General features: G+C 58.3%; 1 protein-coding gene and 3 tRNA genes. All 4 read right to left on the bottom strand.

All coding sequences use genetic code 11. The features are described 5' to 3' along the window. The coding region (locus tag AC3WRI_RS32895; RefSeq protein ID WP_492295018.1) for a GTP-binding protein at positions 1–275 on the bottom strand (275 nt) is incomplete at its 3' end. Between the two features lie 45 nt (positions 276–320). Further along, positions 321–395, bottom strand: a tRNA-Thr gene (locus tag AC3WRI_RS32890). A gap of 37 nt (positions 396–432) precedes the next feature. Beyond that, positions 433–506, bottom strand: a tRNA-Gly gene (locus AC3WRI_RS32885). Between the two features lie 51 nt (positions 507–557). Further along, positions 558–643: transfer RNA gene (locus AC3WRI_RS32880), tRNA-Tyr, on the bottom strand. Between the last annotated feature and the right edge of the window lie 308 nt (positions 644–951).

The raw sequence follows: 951 nt of genomic DNA, 5'->3' as shown, positions 1-951 counted from the left end.
ATGTTCTTCACATAGTCAGCGTGGCCCGGGCAGTCAACGTGCGCGTAGTGGCGGTTGGCCGTTTCGTACTCGACGTGGGCGGTATTGATGGTAATACCGCGTGCCTTTTCTTCCGGCGCTGCGTCGATTTCGTCGTACTTCTTGGCGGCACCGCCGAACTTGGCTGCCAGCACCGTGGCAATCGCTGCGGTCAGCGTGGTCTTGCCATGGTCAACGTGACCAATCGTACCAACGTTCACGTGCGGCTTGGTCCGCTCGAACTTTTCCTTTGCCATTTCGCGACTCCTGTCTCGGTAGCGATATTGCCAGTGCGTGGTATTTGGTGCCCATGGGCAGGATCGAACTGCCGACCTCTCCCTTACCAAGGGAGTGCTCTACCACTGAGCCACATGGGCGAAACTTGACGTACTACTCTGACAGCAACCGCGCGACTGGAGCGGGTGAAGGGAATCGAACCCTCGTCGTAAGCTTGGAAGGCTTCTGCTCTACCATTGAGCTACACCCGCCCGGTTCTTTCCTGCTTCTTCACCGGCACTGCCGGCTGCTGTCTTGCATTCTGGTGGAGAGGGCTGGATTCGAACCAGCGTAGGCGTAAGCCAACAGATTTACAGTCTGCCCCCTTTAGCCACTCGGGCACCTCTCCGCAGAGAACTATCGATTATAGGGCTTCTCACCTTGCCTGTCAAGCACTTTCCGTTGCGGATGTTGTACTTGACCAGACCAGGGAAGGCGTTCCAGCATGGCGCTTGAACCGCCTGATCGCTCCCACAAGCGCAGTTTAGATTTCTGCGTTCTCACCCTATAGGGGCTTTCCAGCGTCGCTCCTGGAGGCTCTGAGGCCGCCTGGCAGGCCCCGCGAGGCCGCTCGCCACCACGAGCCGGAAAAGACAAAACCCCTCGCAGCACACGCTGTCGAGGGGTTTTGGGAATAAGAGCCTGGCGATGACCTAC

Source organism: Cupriavidus sp. FW305-27 (assembly GCF_058787995.1).
The sequence above is the reverse complement of the archived record's forward strand: the minus strand, read 5'-3'. Positions and strand labels throughout refer to the sequence as shown.